The sequence below is a fragment of the Actinokineospora auranticolor genome (genome assembly GCF_002934265.1).
Lineage (GTDB): Bacteria > Actinomycetota > Actinomycetes > Mycobacteriales > Pseudonocardiaceae > Actinokineospora > Actinokineospora auranticolor.
In genome coordinates, this window is sequence record NZ_PTIX01000001.1 from 444,551 (window position 1) to 461,884 (window position 17,334).

Below are 17,334 nucleotides of genomic sequence, written 5' to 3' on the forward strand. Positions count from 1 at the left end.
GCCAAGGGGTCGAAGGGCGAGAAGGAGGCGTGTCGTTGGGGAGCCTGGCGTAGAGGACGTCGCAGCGTCGGCGGGCCAGGCAGATCAGTGCGGCGTTCTGCTCGGCAACCTGCTTGCGTTGCTGGAGAACGATTTTCGGGCTGTCCGCGAGCCGCGGCAGGACGGTGTCCGCAGCGGCGGTGCCCGGGACGGTGACGGTCTGCTTGCCCAGCGCGGTCAGGATCGTCTCCACCAGCCGCTCGCCCATGCGGGGCGCGTGCTTGGTGGCGATCCCGGCCGGACCGCCGCAACGCGAGAGGATCTCCAGGACGGCCGGCTGATCCGCGGGCCGATGGCGTGTTCGAGGGTGGGGTGGATGCCGGTGAGCAGACCCCGGATCCGGTTGGTGATGCGGGTGGCTTCGCCTGCCAGGTCGTCGCCGAACCCGACCAGCACCTCCAGTTCGGCCAGGGTTTCGTCGCCGACATCGACCGGGCGCAGGGGGTGGGGCAGGGAGCGGGCGGCGTCGGCGGTGACGAACGCGTCCCGGGCGTCGGTCTTGGCGCGGCCGGGGTGGAGGTCGGCGATGCGACGCATCGCCAGTCCGGGCAGACAGGCGACCTGATGCCCGGCCGCGCGGGTGACCGCGACCGGCAGCACCCCGATCGTGGCGGGCTGATCGACGACGACCAGCAGCGGTCCGTGCTCGGCGAGCTTGCCGAATGGGTTCGACTGGGGGCGTTGGTCACGCCGGGCCTGGTGACCACAACTCCCTGGTCGGGAGCCACGAAAAGGTAACGGGGGCTTCTTCCGTGCCGGGCTGTTCCTCATCAGCGCCGGGTCGTCCCGTTCTGCCTGGCGGCCGAGCCGTCGACTCGGCGGATCGCGCGCCAGTGCCTGACCCGGCCGGTGACCATGATCGCCCGCGGGCTCGTGGTCGCGGGTCTTCCTGGTCTCCGGAGCGCAAGGAGGACGGCAACCGCGGCGTTGTCGAACGGTCTCCCGTCACCCGGACAGGTGGTCTCGGACCATCTCCGCCACCGACGGACGGTCGATCTTGCCCTGGTTCCCCGTCGACGGCAGCCCTGCCCGCCCCAGCAGGTGCCGGGGGACCATGTGGCTCGGCAGCTCCTTCCGCAGGAAGGCCCGCAGCTCCACCTCGTCCACCCCCGCCGCGCTGCCGTAGGCCAGGGCGATGTCCGCGCCGATCTCCACGTTCGGCACCCCGACCGCCACGCACGCGTCCACCCCCGGGAACCGGCACGCGACCTCCTCCACCTCCGTCGGGCTGACCCGGAAGCCGGAGGTCTTGATCATGGCGTCGCGGCGGCCGACGAAGTACAGGTAGCCGTCGGCGTCCCGGGTGACGATGTCGCCGCTGAAGACGGCGGTTTCGCCGGGGTGGGTGGGGAGTTCGCGGAAGCGCTTGGCGGTCTCGGCGGGGGCGTTCCAGTAGCCCTTGGCGACGCAGCCGCCGCGGTGGACGAGTTCGCCGCGTTCGCCGGGGGCGACTTCGCGCAGGTCGTCGTCCAGGACCAGGAGTTCCACGTCCGGGATGGCGCGGCCGATGGAGCCGGGGCGCAGCGCCAGCTGCTCCGGTTCCAGGAAGGTCGAGCGGAAGGCCTCGGTCAGGCCGTACATGAGGAAGGTCCGCGCGTGGGGGAACGTGGCGCCGACCAGCTTGAGCATCCGGTCCGACACGGGGCCGCCCGAGGTGCAGACGGTGCGGACGGACGAGAGGTCCTCCTCCGGTTGGGACCGCAGCAGCCTCGGGTCGAACATCCGGGTGATGATGACCGGCATGACCGGCAGCACCGTGATCCGCTGCCGGGCCGCGAACTGGAAGAAGCTCATCGGGAACACCAGTTCGTGCAGGCACAGCCGCGCGCCGGTCAGCAGCGACTGCCACAGCTGGTTGAGCCCGTAGTCGAAGTTCAGCGACAGCACCGAACCGATCCGGTCGTCCCGCCCCACCCCCAGGTACCGCGTGGTGATGTGCGCGCCGTGCCACAGGTTCCGGTGCGTGACCATGATCCCCTTGGGCCGCCCGGTCGACCCCGACGAGTAGATGATCGCCGCCAGGTCCTCGCTGATCGCCCGCTGCGGCACCGCATCCCCGGTTCGACCCGACATGGGCAGCACGTCGACCGAACCGGTGGCCGGGGCCGTGCCGTAGAGCAGCGGCACGGCAGGCGCCGCGCCGCGCACCTCGTCCGCGCGCGCCTCGTCGGTGATCACCAGGCGGGCGCCGGAGTCGGTGGTGATGTGGGCGATGTTGTCGTGCTTGAGGCCCGGCAGGATCGGCACGATCACCGCGTCCGCCAGCAGCACGCCCAGGATCGCGACCGCCTGCTCGGTCGACTTGGCCATGCAGACGCCGACCCGGTCGCCGCGCCCCACCCCGCGCTCGCGCAGCGCCCCGGCGGCGGCCATGGCGGCGGAGCGCAGGTCGGCGAAGCTCAGCTCCGTGGTCTCGTCCGTGATCGCGATGTCCGGACCGAACCGCGCGGCGGCCTCGTGGACGAGGGCGTGCACCGTGAACAGTTGAGGCGAGGTCACCCGCCGCAGCCTAACCGCGAACGCGGCGCCGCGGTATGGGCGACAAGGGTCAGCAGAACAGGTCCCACTCGGCGGCGGGCATCGCGCGCTCGACCACCGGGGACTTCGCGGCCAGCGCCGCGCGCATGGCCCGGTTGTGCGCCAGGACGTCGTCGTCGCGGCCGATCAGCGGGCTGCCCTCGGTCAGGTCGAGCAGCCACAGTGGACTCAGCTCGGCGCCGCGGAACGCCTTGCCGTCGGCCGTGCCGATGCCGCAGTGGATGCGGCGCACGCCGGGGAGCCGGGCCGGGACGTAGCAGTGCAGGTTGAAGTACTCGGCCGCGTCGCGCAGTTCGTCGTAATCGAAACCCACCGCGCGGATGTAGACGGTGTCGCCCTCGTGCATGTAGAGGCAGCTGCCCACGGGCTCCTCGTCACCGACCGAGCACAGCAGGACGTGCGCGCGGTCGCCCGCCAGCTCGGCGTGCTTGCGGAACGCCTCGACGTACGCGGCGGGGTCGGCCTCGATGCCGTACCGCCGTTCGGTCTGCGCGCTGAGCCTGCCCACCTCGGCGTAGGCGTCGGGCAGCGTCCGGTGTTCCACGCGGTAGCCCGCCGCCTCGAACTTGCGGACCTCGCTGCGGACCCGGCTGCGCTGGTGCTTGGACCCCGCGGCCAGCCACGCGTCGAAACCGCCGTCCGGGATGTCGATCCACGCGTCGGCGGCCAGCGCGACCGGCGGCGCCTCGACCCCGGCGGCGCGCAGGGCGAGCACGTCCGGTGTGGTCAGGTACAGGGCCACTCGGGCGACATCGTGCCCACTCGGACCGACGGCGCGCACGGCCTCCAGCAAGGTCGAGGTCGCCTCCGCGCGGTCGGCGTCGGGGGTGGCCAGCAGGTGCGCGAGGTAGCCGCGGCGTTGGCCGACGAGCAGGCCCCGGGCCGGGGGCGTGGGGAGACCGCGCTCGGTGAGCAGTTCCGTCCAGCGCAGGTGCGGGTTCGCCAGCTCGGACGCGTCCTCGACGTCGGCGACCGGGACGGCCGCGCTGCCGCCGCCGGGCAGGTCGACGTGCACACCGCCGGACACCGCGCCCGGTTCCAACGCGACCAGGCGCAGCCAGAACGCCGACGAGTAGAACCGGTCGCCCGCGGCGCGGTCCCAGACGTCGTCGGGGACGCCGCCGAGCGGGTCGGTGAAGACGTGACCGTTCGGGTGGCGGATCTGGCTGTGTGAGGCGGGCACTGCGCTAACATAGCCGGTCATGGGGCCGGTTTCCGGAGATGAGAAGTACCTGCTCGTGCTCGGCGCCGCGATGTCCCTGCGGGAGCGCGCGATCGTCGCCGCGCTGCGGGTCTTCGACGGCCCGCTGGTGACGATCGCCCGCGGCCGCGACAGCCGCGCCGCCAAGTTCTTCGACCACGTGCTGGTCGGCGACTTCAGCGACCCCGACGACTCGCTGCGCGCCGTCGTGGAGCACGAGAAGGAAACCGGGCGCGTGCCCGCCGGGGTCGTGCCGTTCTTCGACCCGGGGCTGGTGCCCGGCTGGGCCATCGCCGACCACTACGGCCTGCCGTTCCTGAGCCGGGCGGCGGTCGACGACTCGTCGATCAACAAGAACCGGATGAAGGACAAGCTGCTCGCGGCCGGTGTCGCGACCCCGCGCTACACGCAGGTGGACAGCGTCGAGGCGGCCCTGGCGGCAGCCGGGGGATACGGGTTCCCGTGCGTGATCAAGCCCTCGGCCTTCGGCGGCAGCCTCGGTGTGCGGCTGGTGTCGGACGCGGCGGAGGTCGAGCGGGCGTATTCGTACGCCCGTCGGATCATCGACGAGAACGCCGCAGTGTTCACGGTGAAGAACCGCGAGATCCAGGTCGAGGAGTTCTGCCCGCTGGTCGACGAGGTGTCGGTGGAGGTGCTCAACCACGGCACCGAGCAGGTGGTGCTGGCGGTGACGGACAAGATCCTCGGACCGCGCCCGTACTTCGCGGAGATCGGGCATCGGGTCCCGAGCCGGTATTCGAGCCGTTCGGACGTCGATGACGTCACCAAGCGAGCCTGTGCGGCGATCGGCCTCGACCGGGGTATCGCGCACGTGGAGCTGCGGCTGGAACCGGGGGCGGCCCCGGTCGTCATGGAGGTCGGCGCGCGGACGGCGGGCGACGGGATCCTGGACCAGGTGGAGCGGGTCTGCGGGGTGTCGCCGTACGAGCTGCACGTGCTGTCGTACCTCGACCGGTTGGACCGGATGCCGGAGTTGCCCGCGCCGAGCGGGTTGGCGGGGATTTCGGTGCTGAAGGCGGCCCCGGGTCGTGTGTCGGCGGTGCGGAAACCGTCCTCTGTGGACCCGGCGGTGCGGGGGTACGAGGTGTCGGCTGTCGCGGGGACCCGATCGGGCGCGACCCAGGCCAACTACCTGGATCGTGAGGGGTACGTGGAGTTCGTGTGGCCGGGGGCGGTGCCGGAGGACGTTCCGCTGGACACGCAGACCGTCATCGCCCGCGACCTGTCGGCCCAGCTCTTCGAGGTCGACGATGCGGACCTGCCCGCCGCGCCCTGACCCGAGGTAGGCACTCCAGGAACCGCAAGGCTCGGGCACCCGCACCCTGAAGTCCGCTGGCGCCGAAGGCTCTATCGCCCGCACGACCGCCGCCATGGCGCTAGCCGCTCCCGCTCTGCCGCCCAGCCGGCACCGGGGCCCGGCTTCACCATCTACTCCCGCTCCGCCCCTGACATCCACGGCCTGGTCGGCGCCGCGGAACCTGCCGAACCTGGTGGCCCGTTCTCGCCGCCATCGTCGCTGGGGCTGTCCTCAGCCGCCGACAACTGCCGTCGCGCCTCCCGCGCCGAATGCCAATGCAGTGCCGGGCACCGCTGCGGCCAGCCCCGCTCGTGCCACGACTCTGGCGGCGACTTCTCCCCGCAGTCGCCGCCAGCGCTTCCGTTCCCAGCGCCCGCGAGGGGCCCCGCAGTAGGGGGAACCCCTATTTTCGATCCTATCGCCGGATGGCCAGCGGGCGGGAGCCCGTGAGGCTTGGCTGTGGACAACTCCGGACTATGGGGACGGCATCCGATCGCGCTGGTGATCCATTGCGGGGGCTGTCAGGCCGTGGGTCCAGAATTCGTAGTGGTGGTCCAGGCACAGGTTCCAGTGGGCGTGCGGTAGGCCGCAGGCGGTGGTGGCTACGCGGAGGATGTCTGGGGTGGGGGTTCCTTGCCAGGCGCCGCCGGTGACCAGTAGGGAGGTGAAGTTCTGGGGGGTGAGGGTGCCCTGGTGGGTGAGGCGCCAGAGGGAGAGGTAGAGGCAGGTTAGGAAGGCGGTCTGGGGTGTAGGGATCTTGCCTTCGCTGAGGGAGTGGTAGAGGGATCGGGCTTGGGGTGGGTCGATGGCGGTTGCCAGGTCCATCAGGCCCGTGTGGGTGGCCAGTGCGCGGTGTGGGTTCGCGACACCCAGATCCGTGAAGACGTGGTGGGTGTTGTGGTGGATGGTGGTGGTGGTGCCGCCGATGTCCACCAGGAGGAAGGGGTGGGTGACGTCGGGGAGGAAGTTGTCGCGGGTCAGGCGTTCGGCGGCGACGGTGAGGATGGTGGGGGTAGGCAGGATGGGGGTCTCGGTGGCGCCCGCCAGGGGGCGGAGTCCTTTGTGGTCTACGAGATCGCCGAGGTGGAGGTTGTGGATCAGGTCGGACAGGCCGCCGGGCGACGGGCGCAGGCGGTGGTCCAGGACGTTGGGGGCGCGGTGGTCGACGGGCAGGTGCGCGACCAGGTCCGGATCGTCGGCACCAGCCCAGACGAGGACGTCGTGGGGGTGGTCGGCGAGCCTGGTGCGGGACAGGCACGTCCGCAGGTGGGTGTGGTCGGCGCCGTCCACCCCACCCGCCATGACGAGGATGTCGACGTGGGGGAGCGGCGACGCGGGCCGCTCGCCGAGCAAGTGGGTGTAGGCGACGTTTCCAGCCGCCGCGGCCGGGGCGCTGTGGCCGCGGGTAAGGCCCAGGACGCCGACGCGAGGGGCCGCGTTGGCCGAGCTGCACACGCGCAGGCGGTCCGCGCCGTTGGTCAGTGACAGCACTTGTTCGCCCGGCGAGATTCCCGGGGCCCGCGGCACTACGCGAACGGCGCGCGTGCCCGCCTCGCACAGCTTGATCGTCGTGCTGCCGATGTCGACGAGGAGCGTGGTCACGTCAGCACCCGGATGTCGCGGAGCAGGCCCTCCCACAGGGGACCGTCCTCGGACTTGGGGCCGCGCAGTTCGCGTTCCCGGCGCATGCTTTCCGTCGACAGCGGCACGGAACCCGGCTCCAGGACGCGGATCCGCCGACCCGTGCCGCGTACGGCGATGAGCGCGGCGGCGTTCTGCTCGTGCGGGGCGAACGGCACGTCGATCACCCCGTCGAGGACGGCGTGGTGGACGGCGGACAGGAACGACGGCGCCGGGTGGTCCAGTATCCGGGTCAGCACCTCGGTGACCTCGCGGTCGAGGAGGTCCCGTTCGCACTCCACGACCTCGTTGCTCAACGGCCGACAGGCGGGGAACATGTCGAGCACGTAGCGGACCGCGCGCACGGACGCGGCGTTGTTCTCGATCGAGGGGATCCCGACCGCCTCGTCCGGGGTCTTGACCACCACCTTGTCCGCGCCCACCAACCCGCTGATCGCCGCCGACACCGCGATCAGTTGCCACGCCAGCGAAGGCTCCGCCGGAAACGCGCCCATCCACTGGTGGTACGCCAACCGGACGTCCACGGCGAACCCGAACCGCGCCAGCAGGTCGGCGGCGTGGGCGCGCAGCACGGTGGCGATGGCCAAGTCCTGTTCGAAGCTGCCCGTTTGCCCGTAGCTGACGGTGAAAGCCGTGACCCCCTGCTCGGCCGCCAACAGCAATTCGCACAGCTGCACCACAACGGTGATGACCGGCGGCACCAGGGTCGCCGTCAACGGACCGAACGACTCCCGCTGGACGGGCGCGTCCGCCGGGCCGACCTCGGCACACAGCCGATCCACGTACTGCCAGTGCACCAGCGCCCGCTCGACCGGGAAGGCGCGCGAATAGGGCAGCGAATAGCTCAACCCGCCGCCCTCGATCTCGGTGATGCCCGAGGCCAAGGCGAGTTCGGCCAGGAGCCGTGCGTCCGGTGTGCCGTGTCGCAGGCTGACCGGGCGTTCGATCCCCTCGAACAGCCCTCGGGTCGTCGTGACGCCATGAGCCACCAAGGGGTAGCCGTTGAGCAGGTCGCGGCCCTCGGCCAGGCTCGCGGCGAGGAGGCGGGCCGCTGTGTCGTGGTCGTTGTGGCGGGTGTGGCTGTCCACGGTCAACGGGATGAAGTCCGCGCCCGCCGCGTCGAAGGCCAGGGTGAGGGCGCGTTGCTTCGCCGCGGACGGGAAACCGCCGCGTGGTTGGACGAGCGGACCCGGGCGCCGGTAGGCCACGGACGCGAACCGGGCGCGCGGCAGGGCGGCCAGGTGGTCGGCGGCCGTCGACGGGGTCAGGTCCGGCGCGCCGTACCGCTCGATGAGCCGGTGCCGGTCCGCGGCGAGGTCGCCGACGCGGGCGTGGTCACCGGGCGCCGCCACCGCCGCCCCTTCCGACGAGCGCGGGCCCGATCCCTTCCAGGGCAGAGCGAGCGAGGTCGGCGCGCAGCGCCTCGAACACCGGGTGCAGGCTCGCGGGCCGGTGGAAGACGCGGTGGAAGCCGAAACCGGTGTAGAGCCGCGTCACCTCCGCCGCGGGCCGGTCGCCCAGCGCCAGGTTCCCGCCGACGTACCGGAGCACGTCCGCGAGGCCCGCCGCGGCGAAGCGCGCGCCGAAACCCGCGCAGGACTTCTGGCCCTCGCCGTTGACCGAGGCGACGAGCACCGCTCGCGCCCCGGTCTCCAGCACCGCGTCGGCGAAATCGTCGACGGTGTTGTTCGTGCCCAGGTTGTACGGCCGGAAACCGTGCTCGGCCATACCGATCTCCAGCACCCGGTTGGCCACGACGTGGATGTCGTTGCCCACCAGGCCCAGCACCACGCCGGTACCCGGCGCGCCCGGGCTATTTCCGGACACTCGGCATGGGCAGCGCGGTGAGGCCCGTCTTCTTCTGCGCCTCCGTCTGCCCCGGGAAGTCGAAGTGGCGGAAGCAGGAGAACGTCTGGTCCTCGTGCTTGCTCCGCACGAAAGCCTGCAACCGCGGGCTGTTCTCGTAGATGGCGAGCATGTCCGTGTCGAACACGTTGCCGATGACGTCCGGGTTGCCCAGCTCGCAGATCATCACGTCGCCGTTGGAGTGCAGGTGCAGCTGCGCCTTGCCCTCGATGCAGCTGGCGTAGATGACGCCCGGGTCCTGGAACAGCGGCTGCAGGCGCGCCCAGTGCGCGCTGCCGGGCCGGAAGTAGGCCGACAGGCAGCTGAAGAACATCGTGGTCTCGGGGCGGCGGGCCTGGACGAGCTCCACGATGGAGTCGCAGATCCGGTCGTGGTCCAGGGTGTTCTCGTAGCCCTGGTGCAGGCTCGGGATCTCCATCTGGATCTCGTGCTTGGCGACCCCGAGGTCGGCGGCGAAGCGGTGCACGTCCGCCATCGTCTTCTCGGTTTCGTTGAAGAGGATCGTCTCCACCACTGCGTCGATTGTTGGCGACGCGACAGCCCGCTCGACGGCGTACACGATCTTCGGGAACATCTTCTCGGTGACCTTGTAGAACTCGGCGTGTCGGGCCGCGTCGGTGTGGTTCAGCGAGAAGTGCAGCACGTCGAGACCGGCCGCTTCGAGGCGGTTGAATTTCTCGTCGTTGAGCAGCGTGCCGTTAGAATTGATCTGCGTCGAGATGCCGTGCGCGGTGCAGTACTCGATGATTCCGACGCAGATGTCGAATTCCAGGAGCACCTCGCCGCCGGACAGTTTCACGCGTTCCAGGTCGGGCAGGCTGTCAATCACCCGAGCCACGTCCTCGACCGAGAGGATCTTGCGTTCCAGCAGGTCATACGCACCGCAATAGCTGCACCGGAAGTTACACCGGGACGTCACCCCGATTTCGATGGCCCGCAGGTTGCCTGGACCCAGTTTGCGCATCTCCAGCGATTTGAACGTCAACGGTGCCCCCTGCAACTCGTGACAAGTGACTGATCTCGCAGGCTACACTCAGGTGATTTCGGACGCAAGGCATTCAGGGTCCCCTTACTCGGCGTGATAGTGGAAGGAATCGGGCAATCAGGTGAACCGCGCGGAACTGCTCCAAACGAGTGAACGGTACGGAACCCCGCTTTACCTCTACGACCTCGCGGAGGTTCGGGATCGCGCGAACGAGTTGTTGGCCGCGCTCCCGGGGGGAACGTCGCTGCTCTACTCCCTGAAGGCCAACCCGCTGCTCCCCGTCGTGGCGGAGTTGCGCGGGGTCGGTTGCGGCGCCGAGGTTTCGTCGCTGGGCGAACTGGATGTCGCGGTGGCGGCGGGGTTCCGGGCCGCGGACGTGCTCTACACCGGACCGGGGAAGTCACGCGGTGAGATCGATGCGGCGATCGCGCGCGGCGCGGAGCTGTTTTCCTGTGAGTCGGAGACCGAACTGGACCGGCTCGGCGCGGCCGCGGCCGACGCGGGGCGCCGGGTGCGCGTGCTGCTGCGGTTGCAGCCGGGCGACCGGCCCGCGTCCGGGCTGTCCATGGCCGACGGCAGGCAGTTCGGTCTCACGGCGACCGAGGCGGTCCGCGCCTGGCCCGCGGCGGCGGAGTCGGTGGAACTACTCGGGTTCCACGTCTACCTGGGGTCCCAACTGGGAACGGTCGAGCACCTGTTGACGGGGTTCACGTGCGCCAAGGCCGTGGTGGACGAGGTCGTCGCGGGCACGGGTGTCCCGCCCCGGATCGTCGACCTGGGCGGGGGTTTCCCGTGGCCCTATGCCGCGGAGGGTGTGGGTTGTGACCTGATCGGGTTGCGCGAAGGGCTGACGGACCTGCTGTCGGACTGGGCGGAGTCCGCGCCGCGTGTCTGGTTCGAGACCGGGCGGCGGCCGACGGCGGCGGCGGGGACGCTGCTGACGACCGTCATCGACGTGAAGGAGCGCGAATCCGGTGTCGTCGTGGTGGTCGACGCGGGCATCAACGTGCTCGGCGGGATGGCGGGCCTGGGGCGCGTGTTGCGGCTGAACACCACTGTGGACAACCTGAGTGCCGCGGACGACCGCCCCGAGGTCGCCGTGGACGTCGTCGGTCCGCTGTGCACGCCACTGGACCGGGTGGCCGCCAGAACCCCGGCCCGGAAGCCCGCCCCGGGGGACGTGCTCCGGGTGCACAACGTCGGTGCCTATGGGGCAACGGCGAGCCTGACGGCGTTCCTGAGTCGACCCGGTCCGCTGGAGTTGGTCGTGGACGGGGACGAGGAAGTCGGCGCGTGGCGGATCGACGCGCGGGCGGTGCCGGTCACCGGGTGACCGGGTGACCGGATCAGCCGAGGGCGGCGAGGGCCGCCTCGATGGAGGTGGTCAGCGGCGGGGGCTCGTCGACGGGCTGGAACTGGGCGTTGAGGGTGATGGACTCGGCGGGGCCCTGCATCTCGTAGAGGGGCTTCTTGCTGATGTGCCCCATCTGCGGGTCGACCCAGTAGACGTTGCCGTTGTGGTTGACGCCGTTCACCGCGTGGATGGTGCCCCGGTCGAAGATCACGATGGCGACCGCGCCGTGGCCCGCCGACTTCAACCGGGCCTCGATGTCCGACCAGGTGGGGCCGCGGCCGTTCTCCGAGGTGCGCCACTCGGTTTCCAGCCACTGCTTGGTCTTGCCGCCGCCGTCGCTCTCCAACCCGGGCGCCGGGTCGTGCACCCCGGCCGCGGCGGTCGGCCTGCCGTACCAGGACTTGAGGAAGGCGCGGGCGGCGTCGATGCAGTTGCGCAGGAACGCGGTACCCGGCTCGTCGCGCTGGCTGTTGATGTTGGCCACCCAGTCGGCCGTGCCGTAGGTGTTGGCCGCGGGCCCCTTGGGGGACTTGGCGTTGAGCCAGTGCGCCAGACCGGCCCCCGGCAGGTGCGCCGACGGGTCGGGGAACTGCTGCGGTTGCCCGTTCTCCTGGGGGAAGCTGTTGGCGAGCCGCTGCTCGGCGGCGGTGGAGGCCGGGTCGAGCCCGCCGGGCTGGCCGAACTGGCGGATGTTGTCGAGGTCGTTGAGCGTGGTGTCCATGTCGCGGGTGCGCTGCACCATGAGCCGGTTGACGCCGCTGTTGCCCACCTTCTGCTGGAGGGCGTGCACGGGGTGGACGCGCTCCTTGGGCCGCGCGGTGGTGGGCTGGTCCTTCTCGGGTTCGCCGGGCCGGTGCCGGTGCATGCGTCCACCTCCTCGCCGTCGAGCGTCTCCCGGCCCGGTGGCTCAGGCGAGGCCGACGAGTGCCTTGTCGGGGGCAGGGAAGGTGCCCCGGGTGCCGAGTAGGGTGCCCCGGATGGAGCCGACGCGGGCGGACGCCCGGCGCAACCGGACCCGGGTGCTCACGGCCGCGCGGCAGGCGTTCGCCGCACAGGGACTGCAGGCGCCGCTGGACGAGATCGCCGGCTCGCGGGGGTGGGCGCGGGCACGGTGTACCGGCACTTCCCGACGAAGGAACTGCTCTTCGAGGCAGTGGTCCTGGACCGGATGTCCGCCCTCGTGGACCGGATGCGGTCGGTGGCCGCGTCGGAGCCGGGGGAGGCGTTCTTCTCGGCGCTGACCGCGGTGGTGTCGAAGGGGATGGGCGACCGGGACCTGGTAGACGCGTTGACCAGGACGGCTGTGACACCTGGGTTGACGTCGGCGAACCTGGAGTTGCGGACCGCGCTCGGCGTCTTGTTGGTGCGGGGGCAGGAGGTGGGGGAGGTTCGGGGGGACGTGTCGATCGGGGTGCTGATGACGCTGGTTCGAGGGGTGCTCTTGGCCGCGTATTCCGGGTCGTGCGAGGTTGCCGGGGCGCTGGCGGTGATCGGGGACGGGCTTCGGGAATCCGGTCACCGGTGAAGGGGAAGCCCGAAACGTTCACAGTTGTCGCAGCCGCCGTTTGGCGGTGAGGATTGCGGCCAGAGAGGCGATCGTGGTAACGGCGGTGCCCGCGGTGCCGAGGAGGAGGGCGGCGCAGGTGAGGAAGATGGTGGAGCAGAAGGTGGTGGCTTCCGTTCGCCTGGGCTGAGCACAGGCGAGTTCGCCAGGAGCGGGTCGACCTTGCCGGGCTCGCGGGTGCTCCGCCAGATCGCCTCCCACGCACTCCCGGGGATGCCGTTGACCTCGACCCGGGCGTCTGTGAGGTGGCTGTCCTCGTCCAGCAGCCGCAACTGGATCGTGTTGACCCGTGGGACCACGCGCAGACCCGGGACACCGGGATGATCGCCATCCGAACGCGTCCATGTGAGGAGGGAGCGGAAGAAGTCGTCAACGACCTCGTTCTCCAGATCGACCACCAATCCCGCTGTGCGCGGACTGACCGCGCGGTAGACGCGGTCCGCGTCGCAGTAGCGCATGGTCAACAGCAGGGATGTCTCCAGGACCCGCTGGTGGGGTGAGTGCGCTTCGGGGATCAGTCCGGCGCGCAGGGCAGCGGGGTTCGGGGACTTGGCGAGGTTCCGCAGGCAGTTCGTGGCTGTGTGCTTGGACTCGGCGGTGAAGCGGTAGCGCATGGCGACGAGGTCGTCGAGCTGGATGTGTGAGTGGGCGTTCCCCGCTCCCATGTCTCCCATGCGGCGCGCATCGACCTGGAGCGGTTGTTGGGGCGAGGCGTGTCGCTCTTGCTCAGCTGGCGCAAGCGCAGGCCCTCAACACCGATGGGGGCAGCCGGGTGTTGGAGGGAAGCTGAGACATCGGAGTCGTCGGGGGCACCTCGCCACTCGACCAGTAGGTCGTCCATGTGACCGCCGTCGACCTTCAACGACCACACCTGGCGGAAGAGTCGGATTCTGCGGAGCAGGTCGCTCGCCAAGTGAGCGGGCGTGTACAGGCGTGGGTAGCGGTCCTGGTCAGGGGGTGCTTCGGCATTCGTGGCCGCCACGTACCTGTGCGCTGCGAGCCAGGTCTGTTCGGACACGCCGGTGGCTATCACTCGCGCGCCCGTGGGGTCGTCGACCGGGGAGAACTCGACCTGCTGTGCTCGGTGTCGTGCGTGGACCGGCACCGCGCCGGTCAGCAGTTCCATCAGGAGTGGGCCGAGCAACTGGGGCGCCAAGCGGACGCGGAGCACGTCGGGCTCCGGCCGCACCTCCTCGATGACCTTGTCGAGTCGCCAACTCCAGATGCGGGGGTTGAAGACCAGGTGGTCGAACCCGCGGAGCAGGGCGTTGAGCAGTACCGCTTCCAGTTCCTGCTGACGCTGTCCCGCCGCGCTCGGGAGGATGCGTTGCCGCAGGTCGTGCGGCACGGTGACGTCGTCGCCACGGAAGGCGTGTACCAAGATCTCGCGGTCGGCGGGGGAGAGGTCCCGACGTAGTGTCGTGGCTCATTTGGGTAGACCGCGGACGGATTCGCCCGTGCGGGCGTGGCGGAGGTCGAGCAGATGGGTGGTGAGGTAGTCCTTGCGCACGTCAATCCCGTTCCGCCGCCCGGCACGGCTGACGAGGATGGAGCGCATGGCACTACGTAAGACTGGTCGACTTCTTCGCGCGGGGCGCCCGAGCGCTTGGGAGTGGTGTTCACCCAAGCCGGGAGGGTGGCCACTCAGGCTGGCGGACCGCGCCCGCCGAGGGTGACCGTACCACAGACGCCCCGCGCCTGGGGTGGCGTGGGGCGTCTACTGTGGACTATCAGAACGTGGGTGTGCTGTGTCTGCCCTCGTTGGCCCACCAGCGGCGGAAGTACTCGTTTCGGGAGCCGGTGCGTTGGTAGAGGGCTATCAGCTCCGCGCAGATCTCGCCGATGTGTTCGGCGACCCTGGTCTCCGGGCGGTACACCACCCGCAGGCATTGGCGCAGGGGGCTGCCCACCAGGCCCCGCAGTCGGATGCGGCCCGGGATGTCCTGGCCGGTGATCAGGGCGGGGGCTATAGCGGCCCGGGTGGCCACCAGCTCGTGCGCCGTGGGTGTGTACAGGACCTCGTGCTGCTGGTCCATCGTCACCCCGTGGCGGTGGCACACCTGCCTCAGGTACACCGGCCACTGGCTCATCCCCGGTGGCTCGTCCACCCACGGGAACTCCGCCAGCGCCTCCAACTTGACCGCGTGCTCGTGCGCCAGCGGGTGGTCCGGGGCGACCATGACCAGCACCGGCTCGTCGGGTACCAGGACCTCGCTCTGCACCCCGTCCGGCAGGCGCGGGGTGAAGCCCGGCCACTCGTACACCGTGGCCAGGTCCAGGGCCCCGTTCGCGACTTGGTCGACGGTTGCTTGCGGGTCCGCCTCCTCGGTGAGGCGCACCCCCGGCACCCACTCCAAGCCGGACAACCAGCGGCTCAGGTCCAGGTGCAGGTAGCCGCCGCAGCCGCCCAGGCGGACCGGGGGTGTACCGGCCAGGCGGGCCTGGGACTCGGCTCGCCTGCGGATGCCCTGCAGCCCGCGCAGGACGGCGCGGGCCTCGGCCAGGACGTTGTGGCCGAACGGAGTGGGGCAGGAACCCCGCTCGGCCCGGAAGAACAGCTGGCCGCCCAGGGTGTTCTCGATGCGCTGGAGCTGGCCGGTGAGCCCGGGCTGGGACAGCCCGAGCACCTTGGACGCGCGGTTGAGGCTGCCGGACTCGGCGATGGCCACGATCACGCGCAGGTGGCGGATCTCGACCTCCATGTGGTGACTCCGTCCGCAGGGTGGGGGGCGCCTCGCATCCGGTGCCGGTCGGCCACGACGCACCCGTGGGGTCCACGGCGCCCGCCCCGGGGACTCCCACCCGGCGCGGGCCGGGTGGGCGGGTGGTGCGGATTCGCCGCGCACAGGAGAAATGCGGTCGTGGAGACCGCCAGCCCATTATAGGGCCGGTTGGCGGTAACCGGTCTATCCCACCATTGCATAGCGGACGGCTATAGCGCCGCCGGATCTATGTCCCGGTATTGCGGTGGTGTGAATGTCAGTCTTGGGTCAGTTTGCACGAATGTTCCCAAAAGCTGGTCGATCTGTCCCAGGGTGTCCAAGTCCAGCGTCACCCCGGACGCCCCCGCGTTCTCCCGCACCTGCTCCGGCCGGGTCGCCCCGACGACCACCGTGCCCACCAACGGGTTCTGCAACACCCAGGCCAGGGCCAGTTGCGCCATGGTCAGCCCGCAGTGCCGCGCCACCCCGCGCAGCGGCTCGACGCGGGTGAGCAGCTCCTCGTGCAGCAGCGGCCAGATCAGCGCCCGCGCCAGGTCGCCGCCCGCCGCGACCCGGGAATCCGCTGGGAAATTCCCATCGGCGTAGCGGCCCGCGAGCACGCCCTGGGCGAGCGAGACCGCGGCCAGTTGTCCGATTCCCAACCGTTCACACGCGGGGATCACCTGGGATTCCGGTACCCGCCACAGCATCGAGTACTGCGGCTGGTTGCCGACCAGCGGCACGCGGTGCTTCTCGGCCAGCGGCGCGGCCTGCTGGATCTGCTCCGCGGTCCACTCCGAGGTGGCCACGTAGTGCACCTTCCCCTGCCGCACCAGGTCCGACAGGGCGACGAAGGTCTCCTCCAACGGGGTCTGGTAGTCGTAGCGCAGCAGGTGGTAGAGGTCGATGTGGTCGGTGCCCAGCCTGCGCAGGGAACCGTGCAGCGAGGCGAAGACGCTCTTGCGGCTCAACCCGCCCTGCGTGGTGCCGTCGTCCTCCGGCCAGTACACGCCGGTGGACAGCACGATCGAGTCGCGGTGGGCGCCCTTCAGCCCGCGCGCCAACGATTCCTCCGCCGCGCCGCGGTCCCACGCCGCCGCGGTGTTGAACAGCGTCACGCCCTCGTCGACCGCGGCGCGCACGCAGTCGGCGGCGTGCTCGGTGTCGTGCGTCAGCCAGTTGCCGTAGCCGATCTCGCTCACCACGAGACCGCTGGCGCCCAGGTTGCGGTAGCGCACGGCTCAGCCCCGCCCGTTCGGCTGCCCGAGGCGCACCGGTTGCGGCGCCTGCATTGTCGGCAGCGTGGCCACCGTCTCGCGCAGCCACTCGTCCGGGCACGCGGCCTTGTGCGCGTAGTCCACGCCCGCGCTCGGGTGCGGCAGGATCAGCAGCTTCTCGTGGGCCATCGCGGTGAGCACCGACTCGGCCACCTCCTCGGGCTCCAGCAGCGGACCCATGGACACCACCGCGTTGGCCGCCGGGTGGTTCGCGCGCACACCGTCGACCAGGAACGGCGTGCGGACCCCGAGCGGGCACAGCGCGCTGACCCGGATCCCCCGGCTGCGGTAGGTCACCGCGAGCCACTCGGCCAGTGCCACGGCCGCGTGCTTGGTCACCGAGTACGGCGCGTCCCCCGGCAGGCTCAGCAGACCCGCGCTGGACGCGGTGATCACCAGGTACCCGCTGCGCGCGCTGAGCATCGCGGGCAGCGCCGCCTGCGCGGCGTAGACGTGCTGGAGCACGTTGAGGTCGAAGGAGCGGCGCCAGTGCTCGTCGTCGGCGTGCACGCCGGTGCCGAACGCGATGCCCGCGTTGGAGCAGAACACATCCAGGCCGCCGAACTCCGACACCGCCAGCGCCGCCAGCCCGCGCAGCTCGGCCTTGTCCGCGGCGTCGGCGGGCCGCGAGACCGCGCGCCCGCCCGCCGCGTTGATCTCCTCGGCGACCCCCGCGGCCGCGGTGCCGTCGAGGTCGGACACCACGACGCCGCGCGCCCCCGCCGCGGCGAACCGTCTGGCCATCGCCGCCCCGATTCCGTGTCCCGCCCCGGTGAGCACGGCCACGCGACCGGTCAGCTCCATGAGTTCTCCCCTTGCCTGCCTTGCGAAGTACCTGGGTTGGCGTCC

Annotated in this window: 16 protein-coding genes and 1 pseudogene; 4 read left to right on the forward strand and 13 right to left on the reverse strand. The window is 70.8% G+C overall.

Annotated elements, in window-relative coordinates; all coding sequences use genetic code 11:
• Positions 1-100: 100 nt before the first annotated feature.
• The 3 genes and pseudogenes from CLV40_RS01880 to CLV40_RS01890 form a co-directional block, all read right to left on the reverse strand.
• Positions 101-702: pseudogene (locus CLV40_RS01880) on the reverse strand (IS110 family transposase); the annotation flags it as partial.
• A gap of 282 nt (positions 703-984) precedes the next feature.
• Positions 985-2,538: an AMP-binding protein gene (locus CLV40_RS01885; RefSeq protein WP_104476218.1), complete on the reverse strand. Its 1,554-nt coding sequence runs from the start codon at positions 2,536-2,538 to the stop codon at positions 985-987.
• 49 nt (positions 2,539-2,587) lie between these two features.
• Positions 2,588-3,760: a GNAT family N-acetyltransferase gene (locus tag CLV40_RS01890; protein WP_219823877.1), complete on the reverse strand. Its 1,173-nt coding sequence runs from the start codon at positions 3,758-3,760 to the stop codon at positions 2,588-2,590.
• A gap of 19 nt (positions 3,761-3,779) precedes the next feature.
• Here CLV40_RS01890 and CLV40_RS01895 point away from each other — a divergent pair, with 19 nt between their 5' ends.
• Complete coding sequence (locus CLV40_RS01895; RefSeq protein ID WP_104476221.1) at positions 3,780-5,075, forward strand: ATP-grasp domain-containing protein; 1,296 nt, start codon at positions 3,780-3,782, stop codon at positions 5,073-5,075.
• A 495-nt stretch (positions 5,076-5,570) separates the two neighbouring features.
• Here the strand turns inward: CLV40_RS01895 and CLV40_RS01900 are convergent, their stop codons facing one another.
• From CLV40_RS01900 to CLV40_RS01915, 4 genes are read right to left on the reverse strand one after another with little or no spacing between them, the layout of a single operon-like run.
• Positions 5,571-6,698: a glutamate mutase L gene (locus CLV40_RS01900; RefSeq protein WP_181043271.1), complete on the reverse strand. Its 1,128-nt coding sequence runs from the start codon at positions 6,696-6,698 to the stop codon at positions 5,571-5,573.
• On the reverse strand, positions 6,695-8,089 hold the full coding sequence (locus CLV40_RS01905) for a methylaspartate mutase (RefSeq protein WP_104476225.1): 1,395 nt from the start codon (positions 8,087-8,089) through the stop codon (positions 6,695-6,697). The genes CLV40_RS01900 and CLV40_RS01905 overlap by 4 nt, the downstream gene beginning before the upstream one ends.
• Positions 8,073-8,564 (reverse strand): methylaspartate mutase subunit S, encoded by a 492-nt coding sequence (glmS, locus tag CLV40_RS01910; RefSeq protein WP_104476227.1) that lies wholly within the window; start codon positions 8,562-8,564, stop codon positions 8,073-8,075. Before glmS ends, CLV40_RS01905 begins: the two co-directional genes overlap by 17 nt.
• On the reverse strand, positions 8,551-9,588 hold the full coding sequence (locus tag CLV40_RS01915) for a radical SAM protein (RefSeq protein ID WP_104476229.1): 1,038 nt from the start codon (positions 9,586-9,588) through the stop codon (positions 8,551-8,553). Before CLV40_RS01915 ends, glmS begins: the two co-directional genes overlap by 14 nt.
• A gap of 121 nt (positions 9,589-9,709) precedes the next feature.
• Between CLV40_RS01915 and CLV40_RS01920 the strand changes: the two genes are divergently transcribed.
• On the forward strand, positions 9,710-10,921 hold the full coding sequence (locus tag CLV40_RS01920) for a type III PLP-dependent enzyme domain-containing protein (protein WP_104476230.1): 1,212 nt from the start codon (positions 9,710-9,712) through the stop codon (positions 10,919-10,921).
• 13 nt (positions 10,922-10,934) lie between these two features.
• Here CLV40_RS01920 and CLV40_RS01925 read toward each other — a convergent pair whose 3' ends face one another.
• Positions 10,935-11,807 (reverse strand): toxin glutamine deamidase domain-containing protein, encoded by an 873-nt coding sequence (locus tag CLV40_RS01925; RefSeq protein ID WP_104476231.1) that lies wholly within the window; start codon positions 11,805-11,807, stop codon positions 10,935-10,937.
• 231 nt (positions 11,808-12,038) lie between these two features.
• On the opposite strand from CLV40_RS01925, the gene CLV40_RS36995 reads away from it, so the two are divergent.
• The gene (locus tag CLV40_RS36995; protein WP_219823878.1) at positions 12,039-12,467 is read left to right on the forward strand and encodes a TetR/AcrR family transcriptional regulator; all 429 of its coding nucleotides are present in this window, start codon (positions 12,039-12,041) and stop codon (positions 12,465-12,467) included.
• Here the strand turns inward: CLV40_RS36995 and CLV40_RS37000 are convergent.
• The gene (locus tag CLV40_RS37000) at positions 12,458-13,171 is read right to left on the reverse strand and encodes a hypothetical protein (RefSeq protein WP_146107892.1); all 714 of its coding nucleotides are present in this window, start codon (positions 13,169-13,171) and stop codon (positions 12,458-12,460) included. The two genes, CLV40_RS36995 and CLV40_RS37000, sit on opposite strands and share 10 nt — an antisense overlap.
• Before the next feature lie 176 nt (positions 13,172-13,347).
• On the opposite strand from CLV40_RS37000, the gene CLV40_RS37005 reads away from it, so the two are divergent.
• On the forward strand, positions 13,348-13,923 hold the full coding sequence (locus CLV40_RS37005; protein WP_146107893.1) for a hypothetical protein: 576 nt from the start codon (positions 13,348-13,350) through the stop codon (positions 13,921-13,923).
• A 9-nt stretch (positions 13,924-13,932) separates the two neighbouring features.
• On the opposite strand, the gene CLV40_RS40180 is transcribed toward CLV40_RS37005, so the two are convergent.
• The 4 genes from CLV40_RS40180 to CLV40_RS01955 form a co-directional block, all read right to left on the reverse strand.
• Entirely contained in the window at positions 13,933-14,064 is a 132-nt protein-coding gene (locus tag CLV40_RS40180) for a hypothetical protein (RefSeq protein WP_281261633.1), read from the reverse strand.
• A 172-nt stretch (positions 14,065-14,236) separates the two neighbouring features.
• Positions 14,237-15,208, reverse strand: a complete 972-nt coding sequence (locus CLV40_RS40185; protein WP_104476237.1) for a LysR family transcriptional regulator — start codon at positions 15,206-15,208, stop codon at positions 14,237-14,239.
• 230 nt (positions 15,209-15,438) lie between these two features.
• Entirely contained in the window at positions 15,439-16,446 is a 1,008-nt protein-coding gene (locus CLV40_RS01950) for an aldo/keto reductase (RefSeq protein ID WP_104476239.1), read from the reverse strand.
• A gap of 3 nt (positions 16,447-16,449) precedes the next feature.
• Positions 16,450-17,289 (reverse strand): SDR family oxidoreductase, encoded by an 840-nt coding sequence (locus CLV40_RS01955; RefSeq protein ID WP_104476241.1) that lies wholly within the window; start codon positions 17,287-17,289, stop codon positions 16,450-16,452.
• Between the last annotated feature and the right edge of the window lie 45 nt (positions 17,290-17,334).